The following is a 15,702-nucleotide window of genomic DNA, read 5'->3' as shown; positions in this document are numbered from 1 at the left end:
GTGCTTTGAACAACAACATGTTTTCGAAGGCAGCAGTGTGGCTGGTAATCGCACTGGTGCTGTTTACGGTGTTCAAGCAGTTCGACAAGCCCCGTGTCCAGGAAGGCGTTTCCTATTCGCAGTTCATGGACGACGCGAAGAACGGCAAGGTCAAGAGCGTCGTGGTGCAGGGGCGGAACCTCACGGTCACTCCGGCTGATGGCCAGAAATACCAGATCGTCTCCCCAGGCGACATCTGGATGGTCGGCGACCTGATGAAATATGGCGTGCAGGTGAGCGGCAAGGCTGACGAAGAGCCGAACGCGCTCGTTTCCGCGCTGTACTACCTCGGGCCGACCATACTCATCATCGTGTTCTGGTTCTACATGATGAGACAGATGCAGGGGGGCGGCAAAGGCGGGGCGTTCTCCTTTGGTAAATCGCGCGCCCGCCTGATCGACGAGAACAACAATGCGGTCAACTTCTCCGACGTCGCGGGCTGCGACGAAGCGAAGGAAGAAGTGTCCGAACTCGTCGACTTCCTGCGCGATCCGCAAAAATTCCAGAAGCTGGGTGGACGCATTCCGCGCGGGGTGCTGCTCGTTGGCCCTCCGGGCACGGGTAAGACGCTGCTGGCGCGCGCCATTGCCGGCGAAGCGAAGGTGCCGTTCTTCAGCATCTCGGGTTCGGACTTCGTCGAAATGTTCGTCGGCGTGGGCGCGGCCCGCGTGCGCGACATGTTCGAGCAGGCCAAGAAGCATGCGCCGTGTATCGTGTTCATCGACGAAATCGACGCGGTCGGCCGCCATCGTGGCGCCGGCATGGGCGGCGGCAACGACGAGCGTGAGCAGACGCTGAACCAGATGCTGGTCGAGATGGACGGCTTCGAGGCGAACTCGGGCGTCATCGTGATCGCGGCAACCAACCGTTCGGACGTGCTGGACAAGGCGCTGCTGCGTCCGGGCCGTTTCGACCGCCAGGTCTACGTGGGCCTGCCGGACATCCGCGGCCGCGAACAGATCATGAAGGTGCACCTGCGCAAGGTGCCGATCGCCAACGACGTGGATGCAGCGGTCATTGCACGCGGCACGCCGGGCTTCTCGGGCGCCGACCTCGCGAACCTCGTGAACGAAGCCGCGCTGTTCGCGGCGCGCCGCGGCAAGCGCATCGTCGAAATGCAGGACTTCGAAGACGCGAAGGACAAGATCTTCATGGGTCCGGAGCGCAAGTCGGCGGTGATCCGCGAAGAAGCGAAGCGCGCCACGGCGTACCACGAGTCGGGTCACGCGGTGATCGCGAAGCTGCTGCCGAAGGCGGACCCGGTGCACAAGGTCACGATCATCCCGCGCGGTCGCGCGCTGGGCGTGACGTGGCAGTTGCCCGAGCACGACAACGAAACGTACTCGAAGGACTATCTGCTGGATCGTCTGGCCATTCTGTTCGGTGGCCGTGTGGCGGAAGAGCTGTTCATGAACCTGATCAGCACGGGCGCCTCGGACGACTTCAACAAGGCCACGCAAACCGCACGCGCCATGGTCACGCGCTTCGGCATGACCGACGCGCTCGGAACGATGGTCTACGCCGACGACGACAACGACGGTGGCCCGTTCGGCAAGGGCTTCACGCGTGCGATCTCGGAAGCGACGCAGCAGAAAGTCGATGCGGAAATCCGCCGCGTGCTCGACGAGCAGTACAACCTCGCGAAGCGCTTGCTCGACGAGAACCGCGACAAGGTCGAAGCCATGACCGCGGCCCTCATGGAGTGGGAAACGATCGACGCCGACCAGATCAACGACATCATGGCCGGCCGTCCGCCGCGCTCGCCGAAGAGCACGCCGTCGCCGGGCGACGCGTCGTCGGGCGGCAGCACGGGCACTGAGGTCAAGCCCGGTAGCGCCACCGCACCGGCGTGATCCTGATCGAGTAAAGTTGCGGGCCGGTGTGATGTTCACATCGGCCCGTTTTGCATTTCTGGCGTGCCGCTGTGGCGCCGCATCTCGTTACACATCTGACGTTTTCTGACGTGCCCAACATCTCCTCGCAAGGTAGTCTCCCACCTGAACCGCTCGCGTGCGGTCGTTTCACGCTGACGTTCGAGCGTCCGCTCGTCATGGGCATCCTCAACACCACACCCGACTCGTTTTCCGACGGCGGTCGCTATATCGCTTTCGGCGACGCCTTGCGCCGCGCCGAGCAGATGATGCTAGACGGCGCCGATATCATCGACATTGGCGGCGAATCGACGCGCCCGGGTGCGCCGCCTGTGCCGCTCGACGAGGAACTCGAACGCGTGATTCCGCTGGTGGAAAAGCTCAAGGGTGCGAACGTGCCGCTGTCGATCGACACGTACAAGCCCGAGGTCATGTGCGCGGCGCTCGCGGCAGGCGCAGACATGATCAACGACATCTGGGGTTTCCGGATGCCCGGCGCAATCGAGGCCGTGCGCGAGAGCAACTGCGGGCTGTGCGTGATACACATGCTCGGCGAGCCGCAGACGATGCAGCTGGGCGAGCCCGACTACGTGAATGTTGTGCGCGAGGTGCGCGAGTTTCTTGCCCAGCGTTGCGCCGAACTTGAAGCGGCAGGCGTGGCGAAGGCGCGCATCAGCGTTGACCCGGGCTTCGGCTTCGGCAAGTCGGTGGTCGAGCACAATTACGCGCTGCTCGCGCACCTGCCCGAGACGGCGCCAGAGGTTGCGGCAGGCCTCGCACCGTATCCGATCCTGGCCGGCATGTCGCGCAAGTCGATGCTCGGCGCGCTCGTGAACCGGCCCGCACCCGAACGCGTGGCGGCGAGCGTGGGGGCGGCCGTGTGCGCGGCAGAGCGCGGTGCGGCGATCATTCGCGTGCACGACGTGGCGCCCACCGTGGACGCGCTCAAAGTCTGGGCGGCGATGCGCGACGCGATGTCCGCCGCTACGTCGGCTACACAAGGCTGAGCGTTTGCCCGGCGCAACGCTGACCGGCGCGAAGTGCGCCGGAGCGGCTCCGGGCGCCACAATACAGGACAAAGCAGCACCAAACCGAGGGGTAGAAAGATGGGACGTCGTTATTTCGGAACTGATGGAGTGCGTGGCAAGGTCGGCGAGGCGCCGATCACGCCCGATTTCGTGCTTCGGCTAGGCTATGCCGCGGGCAAGGTGCTCGCGGGGTCGGCAGCGGCATCCGGGCCGCGCCCGTCCGTGCTGATCGGCAAGGACACGCGTATTTCGGGCTATATGCTCGAAGCCTCCCTGGAAGCGGGGCTCTCGGCTGCGGGCATCGACGTGATGCTGGCCGGGCCAATGACGACGCCAGGCATCGCCTATCTCACGCGTGCGCTGCGGCTGGCCGCGGGCGTCGTGATCAGCGCGTCGCACAATCCCTACTACGACAACGGCATCAAGTTCTTCTCCGCCGACGGCAACAAGCTCCCCGACGAGGTGGAGACGCTGATCGAGGAGCAGCTCGAGCAGCCGCTCGCCTGCGCGCCGTCCGAACAGCTTGGCCGCGCACGCCGCCTGCACGACGCGGGCGGGCGCTACATCGAGTTCTGCAAGAGCACGTTCCCGCAGGCGTTCAATCTGCGCGGCCTGAAGCTCGTGATCGATTGCGCCAACGGTGCGGCTTATGACATCGCGCCGCACGTGTTCCACGAGCTGGGCGCGGACGTGATTCCGATCGGTGTGTCGCCGAACGGCTTCAACATCAACGATGGCGTGGGCGCGACCGCGCCCGATGCGCTCGTGCGCGCCGTGCGTGCGAATCATGCGGACCTCGGCATCGCGCTCGACGGCGACGCCGACCGTCTCCAGATCGTCGATGCCCAGGGCCGCCTCTACAACGGTGACGAGCTGCTCTATGTGCTCGTGAAGGACCGCATCGCGACCGACGGCAAAGTGGAAGGGGCAGTTGGCACGCTCATGACCAATCTCGCGGTGGAGCAGGCGCTCGAGGGCCTCGGCGTGCAGCTGGTGCGCGCGAACGTGGGCGACCGCTACGTGCTGGAGCAACTTCGCGAGCGCGGCTGGCAGCTCGGCGCGGAAGGCTCGGGCCACATTCTTTCGCTCGACCGCCACACCACCGGCGACGGCATCGTCTCGGCGCTGCTCGTGCTCGCGGCGATGAAGCGCAGCGGCAAGACGATCGCGCAGCTGCTCGACGGCGTGAAGCTGTTTCCGCAGAAGCTCATCAACGTGCGCATCGCGCAGGGCGCCGACTGGAAGGGCAACGCCGAGATCCAGCAATCGATCGCTTCCGCCGAGGCGGAATTAAAGGGCAAGGGCCGTGTGTTGATTCGCGCCTCAGGGACGGAGCCGGTCCTGCGTGTGATGGTCGAAGCCCGCGAGGAGCGCGACACGATGCATTACGCCGAGGCGATCGCCAGTGTGGTGAAGCGTTCGATCGCGTGATCGCCGACGATTCAGTCGCGCAAGTCGCGCGACTGAATCACGCTTGCGCCTAACCGATGAGCACGACGTTGCAATCCGCCGTCGTGCTCATTTTTTTGCGATTTATTCGGCGTCACAAGGGAAGCAGGCAAACGTTTAAAACAATCGCATAACGGTTTGCAAACCATTTTCGAGGAAATCCTCGAATTTTCTCATGCGACCCTCAGCATCCGCCAAACTCCCGCCTGGCGGGCTTTTCAGCTATCCAGGCACGTGCAGGCCATGTCGCAACCGCGCCTGCAAAGTCGCCCAAAACGCATATCCACGCGCCTTTCAGCCAGTAATCGAACTGTCACGTTCGCTTCATGAATCGTCACAGTACTGTCACAGAGACCCCCTAAGCTTCGCGGTGTCGTTCATCCGCTCACACACTGGAGGTCTCATGAAATTGATGCAAACCGCGCTCGCTGGCGTTGCTGGCGCGCTCTTCGCGATCGCAGCGCAGGCTGCTGACATCACCGGCGCGGGCAGCACCTTCGCAGCACCGATCTATACGAAATGGGCGGATGCCTATCAGAAGGCGGGCGGCGGCAAGGTGAACTACCAAGGTATTGGTTCGTCGGGCGGCATCAAGCAGATTCAGGCCAAGACCGTTGACTTCGCGGGCTCGGACGCTCCGCTGAAGGACGAGGATCTGGCCAAGGAAGGCCTGTTCCAGTTCCCGACGGTGGTCGGCGGCGTCGTGCCGGCGATCAACGTGCCGGGCGTGAAGCCGGGCGAGATCACCCTGTCGGGCCCGGTGCTCGGCGATATCTACCTCGGCAAGATCAAGAAGTGGAACGATCCGGCCATCGTCGCCCTGAACCCGAAGGTCAAGCTGCCTGATCTCGACATCGCCGTGGTCCGCCGCGCCGATGGTTCGGGCACCAGCTTCATCTGGACGAACTACCTGTCGAAGGTCAACCCCGACTGGAAGAGCAAGGTCGGCGAAGGCACGACCGTGAACTGGCCGACGGGTACGGGCGGCAAGGGCAACGACGGCGTCGCAGCCTTCGTGCAGCGTCTGCCGGGCGCGATCGGCTACGTCGAGTGGGCGTACGCCAAGCAAAATCACATGGTCTACACTGCCATGAAGAACGAGGCGGGCACTGTGGTTCAGCCGGACACCGAAACGTTCAAGGCAGCGGCCGCTGGCGCGGACTGGAAGAAGTCGTTCTACCAGATCCTCACGAACGAGCCGGGCAAGGACGCATGGCCGGTCGTCGGCGCGACCTTCGTGCTGCTGCACACGGCACAGGACAAGCCGGACCAGGGCAAGGAAACGCTCAAGTTCTTCGACTGGGCCTTCAAGAACGGTACGCCGGCTGCTGACAGCCTCGACTACATCTCGCTGCCGCAGTCGGTCGTGAGCGAAATCAAGTCGCAGTGGAAGGAGAAGGTCAAGGACGCGAGCGGCAAGCCGGTCGCCGAGTAAGCAGGGCGTCAGGCAAGTGTAAAAAAAGGCCGCCGCGTGACGCGCGCGGCCTGTTCGCTTGTGGCTTGCCTGAATCCGCGCTGTCCAAGATGTGCCGTCCGCCTTCCGGCTGAGTCGTCAGTATTAACGGCCGGAAGTCGGGCGATCTGCAGTCCCACGGCTGCATCAACGTCGTGAGCCCGCGCTCGCGGCAACTGGAACCCAGGTCACCATGTCCGACGTCCCGCTCGTGTCGAACCCGCCCGGCAACGCCGCGCAGCAAAAAGCGCCCAGCCCGGCAGGGGACATCATTTTTGGCGGCCTCGCACGCCTCGCCGCCATCGTCACGTTGTTGCTGCTCGGCGGCATCATCGTGTCACTGATCGTCGCCTCGTTGCCGACGATCCAGAAATTCGGTTTCGCATTCCTCTGGACTGCCGACTGGGATCCACCCAGCGAGCAGTTCGGCGCGCTCGTGCCCATCTACGGCACGATCGCCACCTCGATCATCGCGCTCATCATCGCCGTGCCGGTGAGCTTCGGCATTGCGCTGTTCCTCACTGAGCTTTCGCCGGCGTGGCTGCGCCGTCCGCTCGGCATCGCCATCGAACTGCTCGCCGCGATCCCGTCGATCGTCTACGGTATGTGGGGTCTGCTCGTCTTTGCGCCGATCTTCGCGCAGTGGTTCGAAAAGCCGCTCGGCTCGCTGCTCGGCGGCATGCCGATCGTGGGCGCGCTGTTCCAGGGCGCGCCCATCGGCATCGGCATTCTGTGCGCCGGCGTGATTCTCGCGATCATGATCATTCCGTATATCGCTTCGGTCATGCGCGACGTGTTCGAAGTCACGCCCGTGCTGCTCAAGGAGTCGGCTTACGGCATTGGCTGCACGACGTGGGAAGTGATGTGGAAGATCGTGCTGCCGTTCACCAAGACCGGCGTGATCGGCGGCGTGATGCTGGGTCTCGGCCGCGCGCTCGGCGAGACGATGGCCGTCACGTTCGTGATCGGCAATACGAACCTGCTCGACAACGTGTCGCTCTTTTCGCCGGGCAACAGCATCACCTCGGCGCTCGCCAACGAGTTCGCGGAAGCGAGCCCGGGCCTGCACACCGCCGCGCTGATGGAACTCGGCCTGATCCTTTTCGTGATCACCTTCATCGTGCTGTCGATCTCGAAGCTCATGTTGCTGCGCCTTGAAAAAGCGGAGGGTGCGCGATGAGCGAACCGATGATGAAAATTCCGGGCGCGATTTACGGCCCCGAACTGGAGCGCATGCGCGACAAGCTGCAGCGTCGCCGCCGCGTGACCAATGCGATCGCGCTCACGTGCTCGCTCGCTGCGATGGTGTTCGGCCTGATCTGGCTCGTGTGGATTCTCTACACGACGCTCTCGCTTGGGATCGGCGGCCTTTCGGTGGAACTGTTCACGCAGTCCACGCCGCCGCCGAACACCGACGGCGGCGGTCTCGCCAACGCCATCGTCGGCAGCTTGATGCTCGTTGCGATCGCAACGTTCGTCGGCACGCCGATCGGGATTCTCGCGGGCATCTATCTCGCGGAATATGGCCAGAAGGGCTGGCTCGCGGGCGTCACGCGCTTCATCAACGACATTCTGCTGTCGGCGCCTTCGATCGTCGTGGGCCTGTTCGTGTACGCGCTCGTCGTGGCGAAGATGGGGCACTTCAGCGGCTGGGCCGGCGCGATTGCGCTGGCGCTCCTGCAGGTTCCGATCGTGATTCGCACGACCGAGAACATGCTCAAGCTCGTGCCGAACAACCTGCGTGAAGCGGCATTCGCGCTCGGCACGCCGAAGTGGAAGATGGTGATGTCGATCACGCTGAAGGCTTCGATCGCCGGTATCGTGACGGGCGTGCTGCTGGCGGTTGCGCGTATCGCCGGCGAAACCGCGCCGCTGCTCTTCACCGCGCTGTCGAACCAGTTCTTCACCGCGAACATGAATCAACCGATCGCGAACCTGCCGGTCACGATCTTCAAGTTTGCGATGAGCCCGTTTGCGCAGTGGCAGTCGCTTGCGTGGGCCGGCGTTTTCCTGATCACGCTCGGCGTGCTGGGTCTGAATATCCTCGCGCGCACGATCTTTTCGAACAAGTAAGCAAGGGCGGAGTTCCCGATGAACATGGCTGAGAGTCACCTCAACACCGCTGCGCACGGCAATGCGCCCTCCGCTGGGTTTGAACCTGCGGATCCCGCCCAGAACGCACGCCTGCCGGCGCTGGGCAAGCCGAAGATCGAAGTGAAGGACCTGAACTTCTTCTACGGCAAGTACCACGCGCTGAAGAACATCAACCTGCAGATTCCCGAAGGCAAGGTGACGGCGTTCATCGGCCCGTCGGGCTGCGGCAAGTCCACGCTCCTGCGCACCTTCAACAAGATGTTCGCGCTCTATCCGGAGCAGCGCGCCGAGGGCGAAATCGTCATGGACGGCGAGAACCTGCTGACGACCAGGCGCGACATCTCGCTTTTGCGTGCGCGTATCGGCATGGTGTTCCAGAAGCCGACCCCGTTCCCGATGTCGATTTACGACAACATCGCGTTCGGCGTGAAGATGTTCGAGAAGCTCTCGCGCCCGGAAATGGATGACCGCGTCGAATGGGCGCTCACCAAGGCCGCGCTCTGGAACGAAGTGAAGGACAAGCTCGGCCAGAGCGGCTACGGCCTCTCGGGCGGCCAGCAGCAGCGCCTATGCATCGCGCGCGGCATTGCGATCCGCCCCGAAGTGCTGCTGCTCGATGAGCCGTGCTCGGCGCTCGACCCCATTTCCACCGGCCGCATCGAAGAGCTGATCGCGGAACTCAAGAGCGATTACACGGTGGTGATCGTCACCCATAACATGCAGCAGGCCGCGCGTTGCTCGGACTACACTGCTTACATGTACCTTGGTGAGCTGATCGAATTCGGTGACACCGAAAAGATCTTCATCAAGCCGGTCCGCAAGGAAACGGAAGACTACATCACCGGCCGCTTCGGCTAATCGGAGCAGGGAGCAAATCATGTCCGACAAACACTTGTCCAGCCAGTTCGACGCCGATTTGAACCTCATTTCGTCGAAGGTGCTCGAAATGGGCGGCCTCGTCGAATCGCAGATCATCACGGCAATGCAGGCATTGAACGAGTTCGACGGCGCCGCCGCCGAGCGCGTGATCGCCGCCGAAGACCGCCTCAACACGATGGAAGTCGAGATCGACGAGGAGTGCAGCAACATCATCGCGCGCCGCCAGCCGGCCGCGCGCGACCTGCGCCTCGTGCTCGCCATTTCGAAGACCATCACGAACCTCGAGCGCGCCGGCGACGAAGCCGAGAAGATCGCCAAGCGCACCAAACGCCTGATGGAAGACGGCGCTTCGCGCGCGGTCAACATCGCCGAGATCAAGGTCTCGGGCGAAATGGCCGTGTCGATCCTGCGCCGCGCGCTCGACGCGTTTGCGCGTCTCGACACCGTGGCCGCCGCGCAGATCGTGCGCGACGACAAGGCGATCGACGAGGAATTCCGCGCGTTCGTGCGCAAACTCGTGAGCTACATGATGGAAGATCCGCGCACGATTTCGGTGGGCCTCGACTATCTGTTCATCGCCAAGGCGATCGAGCGGATCGGCGACCACGCGAAGAACATCGCGGAATTCATCATCTACATCGTGAAGGGCACCGACGTGCGCCACAAGTCGCGCGACGCGCTCGAACGCGAAGCGCTCAGCTAATTCACTCCATAGGTAACAAGGTCAAGAGGTGCCGATGCCTAGCAGCATTCTCGTCATCGAAGATGAGCCCGCCATTTCCGAGCTGATTTCGGTGAACCTGCAGCACGCAGGCCACTGCCCGATCCGCGCCTACAACGCGGAGCAGGCGCAAAACCTGATCAGCGACGTGCTGCCCGATCTCATCCTGCTGGACTGGATGTTGCCGGGCAAGTCGGGTGTGAACTTCGCGCGCGACTTGCGCAACAACGAACGCACGAAGCATATTCCGATCATCATGCTGACCGCGCGCGGCGACGAGCAGGATAAGGTGCTCGGCCTCGAAATCGGCGCTGACGATTACGTGACGAAGCCGTTTTCGCCCAAGGAGCTGATGGCGCGCATCAAGGCGGTGCTGCGCCGCCGTGCGCCGCAGCTCACGGAAGACGTGGTGGCGATCAACGGTCTGAAGCTCGATCCGGCCACGCACCGCGTGGCGGCCGCCGCCGAAGGCTCGGAAATCAAGCTCGATCTCGGCCCGACCGAATTCCGCCTGCTGCACTTCTTCATGACGCATCCGGAGCGCGTGCATAGCCGTACGCAACTGCTCGACCAGGTATGGGGCGATCACGTGTTCGTGGAAGAGCGCACGGTGGACGTGCATATCAAGCGTCTGCGCGCCGCGCTCAAGCCGGCAGGGTGCGATGCTATGATCGAAACGGTGCGCGGCAGCGGCTACCGTCTCGCCAAGAGCGCCTGAGCTGGACCCATGGCCGCGCCGCAGGGTGACTCACCGGGCGGCGCGACCGTTTCACTGCCGCCGGTATTCGCGCGGTAGTCACTCGATGTCGCGTGCCCGCATCCGACCGTATTTATCTTCGATCGCAGGAACATGAACATCATCTGGGCGCGCTCCCTCGTATCGATCGTGTTGCTCGCGCTCATGTGCGCGGGCGTTGGCGCGATTTTCGGCGTCAAGATCGCGCTGAGCATCGCCGTTCTGGCGCTGCTCGCGCAAATGCTCTTCAGCACGTTTCACAAGCAGCGTCTGTGGCGCCTGCTCGACGCGCCGGTCTACGGCGAAGTGCCGAGCGCTCCCGGCATCTGGGGCGAAATCTACTACCGTCTGCATAAGCTCGCGAAGCGCTGGCACGCTCAGGTGCGCCAGGTGGAGCAGCAGCATTCGCGCTTCATCCAGGCGATCCAGGCGTCGCCCAACGGCGTCGCCATGCTCGACGACCACGACCAGATCGAGTGGTGCAACGCGATCTCGGAAGTTCACTTCGGCCTCGATGCGAGGCGCGACCTGCGCCAGCACATCACGCATCTCGTGCGTCAGCCCGACTTCGTACGCTACCTCAATTCGCACGATTACAAGGACATGCTGATCATGCGAGGCATGGGCGCGAAGCGTCAGAACGTGATCTCGGTGCAGGTGTTTCCGTACGGCGAGAACCGCAAGCTCATCCTGTCGCAGGACATCACCGAACTCGAGCGCACCGACGCCATGCGGCGCGACTTCGTGGCCAACGTCTCGCACGAGCTGAAAACGCCGATCACGGTGCTCTCGGGCTTCCTCGAGACGATGCGCGAGCTGCCGCTTGGCGAAGCCGAGCGCAATCGCTACCTGGAGCTGATGGAGCAACAGGCCTCGCGCATGCGCCACATCGTCACCGACCTGCTCGTGCTCGCCAAGCTCGAAGGCGAGGGGCGCCAGCCCGGCGACCACATGGTCGATATGCGCGCGGTGCTCGGGCACGTGCGCGAGGACGCCGAAAGCCTTTCGGGCGGGCGTCACCGCATCACGGCCGATTTCGACGACGGATTGAGCGTCACCGGTTCCGAAACCGAGATCATGAGCGCGCTCGGCAATCTGGCGACCAACGCGGTGCGCTACACGCCGGACGGCGGGACGGTGCATCTGTCGTGGCGCGCAGAACACGGCAGCGCGGTCTTCGCGGTCACCGACAGCGGCCTCGGCATTCCGGCCGCCGATATTCCGCGCCTGACCGAGCGCTTCTATCGTGTGGACCGCAGCCGCTCGCGCGATACGGGCGGCACGGGACTGGGTCTCGCGATCGTCAAGCACGTGCTGCAGCGTCACGACGCGGCGCTCGAAGTGAAGAGCGAGGAAGGGCGGGGCAGCACGTTCACGGTGCGCTTCCCGGCCGCGCGCACGACGAGACGGCAGCCGGCGCCGGCGTAACGAAGCGCCGCCGCAATTGAAAAAGCCGCTTCATTCGAAGCGGCTTTTTTGCGTTCAGCGTTATTGCTCCGTCAAGGCATCACGGACAGAACTTCGCCAGCAAGCTCAACTGCGCATTGCGCACGGCCTTGCCCGCGCGGCGGCGGCGATAGTGGCCGTCGCTTTGCATGAGCCACGCCGATTGATTGTCGCCGAGGAAGGTGGAAAGCCCTTCGGCGATCACGCGGCGCTTGAGTCTGCGGTCGTGAATCGGGAACGCCACTTCGACGCGGCGGAACAGGTTGCGATCCATCCAGTCCGCGCTCGACAGATAGACGTCTTCCTTACCGCCCGCATAGAAGTAGTAGATGCGGTGGTGCTCGAGGAAACGCCCGACGATCGAGCGCACGGTGATGTTCTCGGACAGCCCCGGCACGCCGGGCTGCAACGAGCACACGCCACGGATGATCAGATCGATCTTCACGCCGGCCTGCGATGCTTCGTACAACTCGTCGATCACGGTCGGCTCGAGCAGCGCGTTCATCTTCGCGACGATGCGCGCCTTCTTGCCCGCGCGCGCGGCATCGGCTTCGTTGCGGATCGCCTCGATCATCTTCGGATGCAGCGTGAACGGCGACTGCCACAGATCGTGCAGCTGCAACTCGCCACCGATGCCGGTGAGCTGCTGGAAGACGTGGTGCACGTCCTCGCACATCTTCGGCTCCGAGGTCATGAGGCCGAAGTCGGTATAGAGGCGTGCCGTGCGCGGGTGGTAGTTGCCCGTGCCCAGGTGCACGTAGCGGCGCAGCACCATGCGCCCGTTCACGGGCACGCGGCGCACGATCAGCATCATCTTGGCGTGGCACTTGTGGCCCACCACGCCGTACACCACGTGCGCGCCCACGGCTTCGAGCTGCGCGGCCCAGTTGATGTTGGTCTCTTCGTCGAAGCGCGCGAGCAGCTCCACCACCACCGTCACTTCCTTGCCGTTGCGCGCGGCCTGCATGAGCGCGTCCATGAGCGGCGAGTCGGTGCCGGTGCGGTAGATCGTCTGCTTGATCGCGACGACGTTCGGGTCGTTCGCGGCCTGCAGCAGTAGTTCGAGCACGGGCTGGAAGCTCTCGTACGGATGATGCAGGAGCACGTCGCCCTGATCGATCACGTCGAACATGTTGCTGTTCGCGGCAATGCGGCGCGGAATCGCGGGCACGTGCGGCACGAACTTGAGGTCGGGGCGATCGACCATCTCGGGCAGCTGCATGAGCCGTACGAGATTCACGGGGCCATCGACGAAATAGCAGTCCTTTTCGTCGAGGCCGCTTTCGTCGAGCAGGCGCTTCACGAGATGCGGGGGCGTTTCCGCCGACACTTCGAGACGCACCGCATTGCCGAGGTGCCGCGCGGGCAGTTCGCCCTGCAGCGCCACGCGCAGGTTGGTGATTTCGTCTTCGTCGACGAAGAGTTCACTGTTGCGCGTGATGCGGAACTGGTTGCAGCTGCGCACGACGAGGCTCGGGAACAGCTCGCCCACGAAGCGCTGCAAGAGCGAGCCGAGCAGCACGAAGCCGTGCTGGAAACCGGAAAGCTCCTGCGGCATGCGCACGAGGCGCGGCAGCGCGCGCGGCGCCTGCACGATGCCCATGACGGCCTGCCGCCCGAAAGCGTCCTTGCCTTCGAGTTCGACCACGAAGTTCAGACTCTTGTTGAGCACGCGCGGGAACGGGTGCGCGGGATCGAGCCCGATGGGCGTGAGAACGGGCAGCAGTTCGTCGAAGAAGTATTTGCGCGCCCATGCGGTTTGCGCTTCATTCCAGGCGTCGGTGCCGTGGAAGTAGATGCCTTCCTGTTCGAGCGCGGGCAGCACGGTGTCGTGCAGCATGCGGTACTGGCGATGCACGAGACGCTGCGCGCGCTCGACCACGAGGTCGTACACGTGCTGCAGCGACATGCCGTCGGGCGAGAGCACGCCCGGGTTGTCGCGCATCTGCTCCTGAAGCCCGGCCATACGGACTTCGAAGAATTCGTCGAGGTTGCTGCTGGTGATACAGATGAAGCGCAAGCGCTCCAGCAAAGGAACAGCGGGATCGGACGCCTGTGCGAGCACGCGCTCATTGAATCCCAGAATGCCCAGTTCGCGATTGAGTAGGGGATAGCGGATGGACATCGGCAATGAAAACGGAATGTCAGGAATGGATTCGAACGGACGCTCGGAAATTCTCACAGTAATATGACTTTATTGTGACTTTCGAAGTGTCATAAATTTTACGCCGCATTTTCACGAAATCGACAAGTCGCGTTGCGAACATGCACGCTGGGTAAAAGTACCCATGGTCATGACCAATGCGAGGAGCGACATGGTGAAGTCGGCTACGCTTAAAATGACGCATTTGGACAGCGCGGCGGCGGCGCAGCAAGCCCGCATGGCTGCGCGTTCGTCTCTGTATGCACGCATGGAGCCTGCCCCTTCGATGGTCACCAATCCCCAACTGCTTGCCGCCGTCGATCTCGGTTCGAACAGCTTTCGTCTGATCGTCGGCCGCGTCGAGGAAACCGATGCCGGCAGCCAGATCTACCCGGTGGACGCGCTGCGCGAACCGGTGCGCCTCGCGGCCGGCCTCTCGAGGGACAAACTGCTCGACCGCGCCTCGCAGGTGCGCGGCTGGGACGCGCTCAAGCGCTTCGGCGAGCGCCTGCGCGACTTTCATCCCGACCAGGTGCGCGCGGTGGCGACCAATACGCTGCGTGTCGCCAAGAACGCGCGCGAGTTTCTCACCGAGGCGGAAGCCGCGCTCGGGTTCCCGATCGAAGTGATCGCGGGGCGCGAAGAAGCGCGCCTCATCTATGCGGGCGCCGCGCACTCGGTGCCGGCGAGCGCGGGCAAGCGCTTCGTGGTGGACATCGGCGGCGGCTCGACCGAGTTCATCATCGGCGCGCACTACACGCCGATCCGCATGGAAAGCCTCTATATCGGCTGCGTGAGCCATAGCCGCCAGTTCTTCCCGTCGGGCAACGTCGACGAGTACACCATGCGCCAGGCCGAACTCGCGGCCACGCGTGAAATCCAGATCATTTCCTCCGACTACCGCAAGACCGGCTGGGACCAGGCGATCGGCTCGTCGGGTACGGCGCGCGCGCTCGCGGAACTCGTCGAGGCGAACGGCTTCAACGATCCCGGCATCACGCACGGCATTTCGCGCGGTGGCCTCGAGCGCCTGAAGCGCGCGCTCATCAAGGCCGAGAACGTCAACCGGCTCAAGCTCGTCGCGCTCAAGCCCGACCGCATCCCGGTGCTGGCGGGCGGTCTCTCGATCATGATCGCGGTGTTCGAGGAGCTCGGTATCGACTATGTCGACACCACGGACGGCGCGTTGCGCCTGGGCGTGCTCTACGACCTGCTGGGCCGCTCGCAGCACGAGGACATGCGTACGGTGACGGTGGAGGGCTTCATGCGCCGCTACGGCGTGGATCGCGCGCAGGCGGGGCGCATTGGCGAGCTGGCCGTGAAGTTCTACGATCAGTTCGAGGAGCCCGACGACGAGCGCCGCGAAGAGAACCGCATGTTCCTCACGTGGGCGGCGTCGCTGCACGAAATCGGGCTTTCCATCTCGCACAGCGCGTACCACAAGCATTCGGCCTACATCGCCAGCAACGCGGACATGCCCGGCTTCTCGCGCACCGACCAGGCGCGCCTCGCCGCGCTGGTGCTCGGCCACGTGGGCAAGCTCGGCAAGCTCTCGCAAACGCGCGATGTGGAATGGACGCTGCTGTTCTGTCTGCGTCTCGCCGCGCTGCTGACGCGCCGCCGCGCCGATGTCGGTCTGCCGCACATCAAGGTGGAGGAGGAGGGCAGCGGCTACGAAGTGCTGCTGCCCAATGCCTGGGTCCAGAATAATCCGCTCACCGATTACAACCTCGTTCAGGAAGCGGCGGAATGGGGCAAGATCGGCATTCCGTATCGCGTGGTCTATACGGAGGAGTGAGCAAAGCGCGCTGCGCCTCGTCTGACTGCGCCGATAAAAAAGCCC

12 protein-coding genes are annotated in these 15,702 nt (G+C 63.7%); 11 read left to right on the top strand and 1 reads right to left on the bottom strand.

Annotation, left to right across the window (positions count from 1 at the left end):
• The first annotated feature begins 5 nt into the window (after positions 1–5).
• From ftsH to phoR, 10 genes are all read left to right on the top strand, one after another.
• Positions 6–1,892, top strand: a complete 1,887-nt coding sequence (gene ftsH, locus AB3X98_RS06415) for an ATP-dependent zinc metalloprotease FtsH (protein WP_069262540.1) — start codon at positions 6–8, stop codon at positions 1,890–1,892.
• 119 nt (positions 1,893–2,011) lie between these two features.
• On the top strand, positions 2,012–2,917 hold the full coding sequence (gene folP / locus AB3X98_RS06410) for a dihydropteroate synthase (protein ID WP_368604921.1): 906 nt from the start codon (positions 2,012–2,014) through the stop codon (positions 2,915–2,917).
• 99 nt (positions 2,918–3,016) lie between these two features.
• Positions 3,017–4,369, top strand: a complete 1,353-nt coding sequence (gene glmM, locus AB3X98_RS06405) for a phosphoglucosamine mutase (protein WP_342945464.1) — start codon at positions 3,017–3,019, stop codon at positions 4,367–4,369.
• A 421-nt stretch (positions 4,370–4,790) separates the two neighbouring features.
• Positions 4,791–5,822, top strand: a complete 1,032-nt coding sequence (gene pstS / locus AB3X98_RS06400; protein ID WP_069262538.1) for a phosphate ABC transporter substrate-binding protein PstS — start codon at positions 4,791–4,793, stop codon at positions 5,820–5,822.
• Positions 5,823–6,033: 211 nt separating this feature from the next.
• On the top strand, positions 6,034–7,020 hold the full coding sequence (gene pstC / locus AB3X98_RS06395) for a phosphate ABC transporter permease PstC (RefSeq protein WP_069262537.1): 987 nt from the start codon (positions 6,034–6,036) through the stop codon (positions 7,018–7,020).
• Entirely contained in the window at positions 7,017–7,913 is an 897-nt protein-coding gene (gene pstA, locus AB3X98_RS06390) for a phosphate ABC transporter permease PstA (RefSeq protein WP_342945465.1), read from the top strand. Before pstC ends, pstA begins: the two co-directional genes overlap by 4 nt.
• An 18-nt stretch (positions 7,914–7,931) precedes the next feature.
• Positions 7,932–8,792 carry a phosphate ABC transporter ATP-binding protein PstB gene (pstB, locus tag AB3X98_RS06385; protein ID WP_342945466.1) on the top strand — a complete coding sequence of 287 codons (861 nt, stop codon included), beginning with the start codon at positions 7,932–7,934 and terminating at the stop codon, positions 8,790–8,792.
• Positions 8,793–8,811: 19 nt separating this feature from the next.
• Complete coding sequence (gene phoU / locus AB3X98_RS06380; protein ID WP_069262534.1) at positions 8,812–9,516, top strand: phosphate signaling complex protein PhoU; 705 nt, start codon at positions 8,812–8,814, stop codon at positions 9,514–9,516.
• A gap of 34 nt (positions 9,517–9,550) precedes the next feature.
• A complete protein-coding gene (gene phoB / locus AB3X98_RS06375) occupies positions 9,551–10,252 on the top strand; it encodes a phosphate regulon transcriptional regulator PhoB (RefSeq protein WP_042261377.1) in 702 nt (233 codons plus the stop codon).
• A gap of 132 nt (positions 10,253–10,384) precedes the next feature.
• Positions 10,385–11,698 carry a phosphate regulon sensor histidine kinase PhoR gene (phoR, locus tag AB3X98_RS06370; RefSeq protein WP_069262533.1) on the top strand — a complete coding sequence of 438 codons (1,314 nt, stop codon included), beginning with the start codon at positions 10,385–10,387 and terminating at the stop codon, positions 11,696–11,698.
• A gap of 79 nt (positions 11,699–11,777) precedes the next feature.
• Here phoR and ppk1 read toward each other — a convergent pair whose 3' ends face one another.
• A complete protein-coding gene (gene ppk1, locus AB3X98_RS06365; protein ID WP_069262532.1) occupies positions 11,778–13,841 on the bottom strand; it encodes a polyphosphate kinase 1 in 2,064 nt (687 codons plus the stop codon).
• A 193-nt stretch (positions 13,842–14,034) separates the two neighbouring features.
• On the opposite strand from ppk1, the gene ppx reads away from it, so the two are divergent.
• On the top strand, positions 14,035–15,657 hold the full coding sequence (gene ppx, locus AB3X98_RS06360) for an exopolyphosphatase (RefSeq protein ID WP_342945989.1): 1,623 nt from the start codon (positions 14,035–14,037) through the stop codon (positions 15,655–15,657).
• Positions 15,658–15,702 lie beyond the last annotated feature (45 nt).

It is taken from the genome of Paraburkholderia sp. BR14312 (assembly GCF_040948675.1).
Taxonomy (GTDB): Bacteria; Pseudomonadota; Gammaproteobacteria; order Burkholderiales; family Burkholderiaceae; genus Paraburkholderia; species Paraburkholderia nodosa_A.
This window is presented reverse-complemented; position numbering and strand designations above follow the sequence as displayed.

Coding starts and splice junctions, on each gene's coding strand:
- glmM (WP_342945464.1), top strand. CDS start 3,017: ATGGGACGTCGTTATTTCGGAACTGATGGAGTGCGTGGCAAGGTCGGC.
- pstS (WP_069262538.1), top strand. CDS start 4,791: ATGAAATTGATGCAAACCGCGCTCGCTGGCGTTGCTGGCGCGCTCTTC.
- pstC (WP_069262537.1), top strand. CDS start 6,034: ATGTCCGACGTCCCGCTCGTGTCGAACCCGCCCGGCAACGCCGCGCAG.
- pstA (WP_342945465.1), top strand. CDS start 7,017: ATGAGCGAACCGATGATGAAAATTCCGGGCGCGATTTACGGCCCCGAA.
- pstB (WP_342945466.1), top strand. CDS start 7,932: ATGAACATGGCTGAGAGTCACCTCAACACCGCTGCGCACGGCAATGCG.
- phoU (WP_069262534.1), top strand. CDS start 8,812: ATGTCCGACAAACACTTGTCCAGCCAGTTCGACGCCGATTTGAACCTC.
- phoB (WP_042261377.1), top strand. CDS start 9,551: ATGCCTAGCAGCATTCTCGTCATCGAAGATGAGCCCGCCATTTCCGAG.
- phoR (WP_069262533.1), top strand. CDS start 10,385: ATGAACATCATCTGGGCGCGCTCCCTCGTATCGATCGTGTTGCTCGCG.
- ppk1 (WP_069262532.1), bottom strand. CDS start 13,841: ATGTCCATCCGCTATCCCCTACTCAATCGCGAACTGGGCATTCTGGGA.